At 44.8% G+C, this 5,140-nt stretch carries 9 protein-coding genes; all 9 read right to left on the bottom strand.

Annotated features, from left to right (window positions below):
* The coding region (locus H6G83_RS34475; RefSeq protein ID WP_190480638.1) for a hypothetical protein at positions 1-206 on the bottom strand (206 nt) is incomplete at its 3' end.
* 249 nt (positions 207-455) lie between these two features.
* Positions 456-632, bottom strand: coding sequence for a hypothetical protein (locus tag H6G83_RS34470; protein ID WP_190480635.1), 177 nt, complete (start codon positions 630-632; stop codon positions 456-458).
* 276 nt (positions 633-908) lie between these two features.
* Positions 909-1,154 (bottom strand): hypothetical protein, encoded by a 246-nt coding sequence (locus tag H6G83_RS34465; RefSeq protein WP_190480633.1) that lies wholly within the window; start codon positions 1,152-1,154, stop codon positions 909-911.
* Between the two features lie 123 nt (positions 1,155-1,277).
* Positions 1,278-2,903 (bottom strand): AAA family ATPase, encoded by a 1,626-nt coding sequence (locus tag H6G83_RS34460; protein WP_190480631.1) that lies wholly within the window; start codon positions 2,901-2,903, stop codon positions 1,278-1,280.
* A complete protein-coding gene (locus tag H6G83_RS34455; protein ID WP_242045015.1) occupies positions 2,900-3,193 on the bottom strand; it encodes a hypothetical protein in 294 nt (97 codons plus the stop codon). Before H6G83_RS34455 ends, H6G83_RS34460 begins: the two co-directional genes overlap by 4 nt.
* A gap of 12 nt (positions 3,194-3,205) precedes the next feature.
* Positions 3,206-3,412, bottom strand: coding sequence for a DUF2997 domain-containing protein (locus tag H6G83_RS34450; RefSeq protein WP_190480629.1), 207 nt, complete (start codon positions 3,410-3,412; stop codon positions 3,206-3,208).
* Between the two features lie 2 nt (positions 3,413-3,414).
* Positions 3,415-3,864 (bottom strand): DUF1257 domain-containing protein, encoded by a 450-nt coding sequence (locus tag H6G83_RS34445; RefSeq protein WP_190480627.1) that lies wholly within the window; start codon positions 3,862-3,864, stop codon positions 3,415-3,417.
* 3 nt (positions 3,865-3,867) lie between these two features.
* Positions 3,868-4,158, bottom strand: coding sequence for a hypothetical protein (locus H6G83_RS34440; RefSeq protein ID WP_190480625.1), 291 nt, complete (start codon positions 4,156-4,158; stop codon positions 3,868-3,870).
* Between the two features lie 188 nt (positions 4,159-4,346).
* On the bottom strand, positions 4,347-5,140 hold a 794-nt coding region (locus H6G83_RS34435), incomplete at its 5' end, for a hypothetical protein (RefSeq protein ID WP_190480623.1).

Genomic DNA, 5,140 nt, shown 5'->3' with positions numbered 1-5,140 from the left:
TCATCGTTCTCATCCAACTTCTTGGTGAGGACTTTATATTCTCTACCACCTTCGAGTTGTTTACCTTCATACCATCCGGCTAATTCCTGATTCTCATAAGCTATCCAAATACCAGCCGGTGAGTTAATGCTTTTGGCTGCTGGGGTCTTTTCATATGCTCTGTGTTCTCTGGAATCGAAATCGAACTCTGTTGAAAAAGCTGTCATAGTAGCTACCTATTGTTATTTAAGGGGCTTTGTGTGCGAGTTGTGATTACCAATTTAGTCTCAACTCATAGTTTTTTAGCGTAGCGTTCTTGGTATTTGTTACTTAGAAATGATTTATAAAAGCCTGTATTAATTATTATAGTACAGGCTTAATTGCTGGGTTAATCAACATTTCAATTTGAAACTAATTGGTCAATAAGTTGAGTCTGCCCGTAATAAGTTATTAAGTTAGTGGACATTTTTAATTCCTCAATTACTTTGATTAGTCAAGATTTCGTAAACAGACTTACTCTTTTCCTCATCACTTAAGCTTGAGTTGATAATTTCTACCACTTTGTTACCAGTTTCTACTTGTTGTGCTGTGTATTGAACTGGAGGCGCAAACGTGTAGTTAGGGTTATCTTTGTCGTTTCTATCTGTTGCCATATTACTCACTCATTAATTACTGGGGGCAATTGCTTCTACCCTTGAACAGCAGAAGCAATTAATGAATTATCAAAGAAGGCAGGAGTTAGGGGGCAGGAGGCAGGAGGAAAACTGACCCTAACTCCTGCCCGTGACCGTAGGGAACAAGGTGAAACACCACACTGAAACGTTCGCGGTAGCGTTGCGTAGCAAAGTTCAGTGGACTCAAGTCAGGAGGGGTCAGAATCCTATAGCTGACTTGTCCTCCTGCCTCCTGCCCTCTGCCTCCTGCCTCCTTCAATCAGGCTTTGTATCCAACCAATCTTCACGATTTATGTGAACTTCTCGCTTCTTTCTGAAGTTCTGGTGCGAGATAGTCACACTAACAAAATAACCCTCACACTGGGTTATTGATGTAATTTTCCCTTTGAGCCAAGTTCGCTCTGTCATGTCCCAAAACTTAATATTTTTTCCAACAGTGTATAAAGCAGTGGGTGTTTCCAAAGAGTTAACATTAGTAAATGCAGGTAAATTATCCTGCATATTTGTAGCCCCTGAAGTGTCTGATTCAACAGCAAGCATAACGTGAATAAGCCAATGTTATTTCACTCATCTTTTGCAAAGCAATTGCTTCCACTTATTCAGCAGAAGCAATTACTTTTTTGATTAGTTCATATTCCGATAACGTGCAGTTTTAATCGATTTGGTAGTTGGTGTATCCGCGATCGCAGTCGATGCCGCCCTTGCCGTTTTAGCCCACTCGCGCATCCGCTCGACCGCCGCCGCATCCTGTATAGCAAGCGGGGTAATAGTTTGACGGCACTCTTCCAAATCACCCAGCGTTACCCGTTGCGGTCGTCCTTGCTCAAACGCCAGTAGTGCGGCTTCAGAAGCTAGGGTTTCTAATTCGGCTCCTGAAAACTTGGCGGTGCTGGATGCGATCGCCTCCAGGTACTCGTCCTCAACGCTGATACCAAATCGCTCCAGGTGAATCCGTAATATCTGCGCCCTTTCAGGCTCAGAGGGTAAATCGACAAAGAAGTTTTCATCAAATCTTCCCTTCCTCTTGAGTTCCGTTGGTAGGGCTGACGGGTCGTTACAGGTTGCAACGACGAATACCCCGGCTGTACATTCAGACATGAAGGTGAGGATATTACCCAAGATTCGTTGACTAACTCCCGAAGTGTCACCTTGACCGGATAAGGCTTTCTCAATCTCGTCTACCCATAGGATGCAGGGTGCGATCGCTTCGGCGGTCTTGAGTGCGCGGCGGACATTACCCTCGGATTCACCAACAAGAGAACCGAGCATAGAAGCAATATCAAGCTGTAACAGTGGTAGATTTAAGATGTTGGCGATGTTTTTGGCGACATTTGACTTTCCAGTACCTGGAGGCCCTGCTAGTAGTACACCTTTGGGTTGTGGCAGTTGTAGGTTAAGAGCGGATTGTGTGAACAGTCGCCGCCGCCGATTCAACCACTCACGCAGTAGGTCAAGACCCCCGAATGGGATTGTAGCTGGCTTACATAACTCAATTCCCATTTGAGAGAGCAACCGAGTTTTGTACTCTACTATCCGTGGAATTAGCCCTGTGTCCATAGTCACTCTTTTGTCAGACAGCATTTGTTTACACATCAGCCGCAAGAAATCACTGACTTCTTCTAGCGTTAATCCCAAAGCCGTCCTTGCTAGAGTTTCCATTTCAGCATCGGTCAGGTTAACGCTAAACTCTACTTCTTGCTCTTGCGCCGAAGAGTGCAAATATTCAAAATAGTAGGGTAAATGTTCAAGTATTTGCGCCAAGGTTGGCAGAGGTGTTTCAAAGTAATGAATCAATCGCACCAAATCTTCGTGCAACTGGATGTTTTGACCCAGAAATATGATACGTTTTTCGGTGGGTTTAAGGCGATGGTATAGGTTCTTTACCCTTGTGAGAATTTCCCAACTCAGCACAGGGGAGTTCCTACCAATGAACGGATGAACGTCACCTAAAATGAATATTCCCTCACCATCAAAATTCTCAATATATTTAAAGATGTAGATAAGCGGGTCTTCTTGTGGTGGTCGTTTGTATTCGGACACCGGCTTGAAGCACAACTCACCATCTCGACTCAAATCACATTTTTCTAGCCCTGATACTCCTAAATTCCAGAAGTATACCGGACTTTTTAATTTAGACTGTGCTTGGTTTGTTAGCCACTCGATAATTGTCGCCTCTTCCGGTGCTAATACCTCTAGCGCCACAATTGGGATTTGTGAATCTATCGTTGTCAACAAATTTCTTAAGCTCATTGCTGTATTTCCTTATACGGTAATGGAGAAAGTTCGTCGTGAGTTTTCACTAATTGCACGACTACCTCATAGGCTTCGGCATCGCCGTCGAATACCTCGGCTTCGTTTTTGTCGTATGCGATGTCTACGACAAGGCTTGCGCCTACGCTGTGGCAATTAAATTCAACAAGACGCATAACCCTTCTGTATTTGCTTTGATGATGACTGGTTGGTGTACGCCTTGTTGTGCGTAAACGTGAATTAAAGGGTACTCTTTCGGTAAATCCATAAATGCTTAGGGGGAATTTCACCCCCTTTTTTATTTACTGTCTCAACCGAGTCTGATGATTGCCGTTAGTCCGAATCTGCTGCGTTTGCGCTTCGCTCTTGAAAGTGCGATCGCTTACAACTCCCAACGCTTCCTCAATTTGCTCGGTTGCAGCCAAACAAGACTTCCCCTCGTAACCTTCGGCTTCTACTCGAACCTCACCAGTCTGATTATCGAAATGAATCAAAACTGAACGTTCCATTTTTATCTCCGTGCGAATTGTTTAACTTCTTGATGCCCAGCAAATGTCAGGCGTAGGGTTTGGACTTGCCCCGACGTTTCTTCGCTGATGGTGCATTCGCCAAACTGCGCTTGAAGTTCCTGCGCCTTAGCCTTCACCATGCGCTTACCGTAAGCAATCATCAACTCCTTGTTAAAGAAATTTTCTCCAAGTCGGGGCGCTGTTTCGTATTCATCATGTATCAAGTCATACACCCCACTGTCTTGATTCCATTTGAACCCGATATCTGCACGGGCTTTAATAGTGCGACCTTTAACTACTATTTCTGCACTCTTGTCTTCGTCATCACCGTAATATCCTGTTAACGGGTGCGGAGTTTCGTACACTTGGGGTTTTAGCTTGAGATCCTCTAACGCTTGCACTAGACACTCACGGTTGGTTAAATGAGTTTTAATTGTTGAAAAATGTGACATAAATCATCTCCTAACTGTTTGAGTTGGCATTGAAACTCGGATAGTAGTAACCGAACCATTAGTTACGGTTTGCACTACTTCGCCCCCCATTTGCGTAGCAATCTTAGGTAAGTACAGGTTGATGTATTCTTGTTGGAGTTTGGGCAAGAAATTCCGTCCTAGCCCATGCCCTGCTTTCGCCAGTCCTGCACCTTGGTCATATTCGCTAATTAAGCACTCGTACTCAGTGCCGTTCCAGTAAAACCCCAGGTCAAACCAATTCGCAATTCGCAATTCGCAATTCGCAATTCGCAATTTCCGTCTCCTAAATTAGAGTTGAGGACTTGAATATTGTGTGACTTGCAGTTTCTTTTTTGACCTGATTGAAATCAGGGGGTTGTACTCCAATAGTTCAAATTTCAATTCCCTCCATAATTGCGAATTGCGAATTGTAAATTGCGAATTGGGATGATGCCCCTGATATTCAAGGGCATCACACTTTTTTAGCGGAACTTGAACGCCTGAACTGTGCCTTTGCGTAGTCCTACATCCTCACTAGCTAATGCTTGCAAGTTGCGCTGCTCATCGAGAAGTTTTGCGCGGATCTCATCCATCTTTTGCTGAAGTTGCGATCGCCCCTGTGCATTCAGATTCTTCTGGGTAATCGCTTCGTCACTCACGATAGAATCCAAATGCTGCATCATCTGTTCAAGACTCGTTCCAGCTTCCGGTGAGGCATTCGCCAGTAGGACTTGCACCCGCTTGAGATGCTGATCCATTTTCTTCTTAAAGAGTACAGGCTTACGTCCAGGCTCCCAGTTGGCGAGTTCTTCTAGCAGTTGGGCTGCTAACTGTTCCCCACCTGCGATCGCTGATTCCCTTAACCTTTGCTCTAGGTTTTGGTCGTACTGCTGTATGAACTGTGTTATCTGCTGGAGGCACTTGGCTTGTTCGGAGTTGAGTTGCTCAGACAGCGCCGGAATGATTACGGGGCGACCGATGACTACCTGTAAATATTCTTCTAAATCAGATAGTAGAGGAAAAGCTTTGATTAAGTTGGCTTTAACCTCCTCACGTTTTTCTGGAGGCAAATCCCAAACGTTGAGTGAGATGAATTTGTCAATCCGTGCTGTGTAATCTGCTAGTCCCTGTTCATAGCTATCAGCAAGCCCAGCCCGTAGAGATGGTGCGATCGCATCCCTGATGTTAAGCAACTGGCTCCACACCAGGGGCGCTAGGTCTATCGGACAGACCCAATCTCCATTGTCCGATGACATCCACTCTTGCACTGATGCTA

This window comes from Anabaena azotica FACHB-119, assembly GCF_014697625.1.
Classification (GTDB): Bacteria; Cyanobacteriota; Cyanobacteriia; order Cyanobacteriales; family Nostocaceae; genus Trichormus; species Trichormus azoticus_A.
The sequence above is the reverse complement of the archived record's forward strand: the minus strand, read 5'-3'. Positions and strand labels throughout refer to the sequence as shown.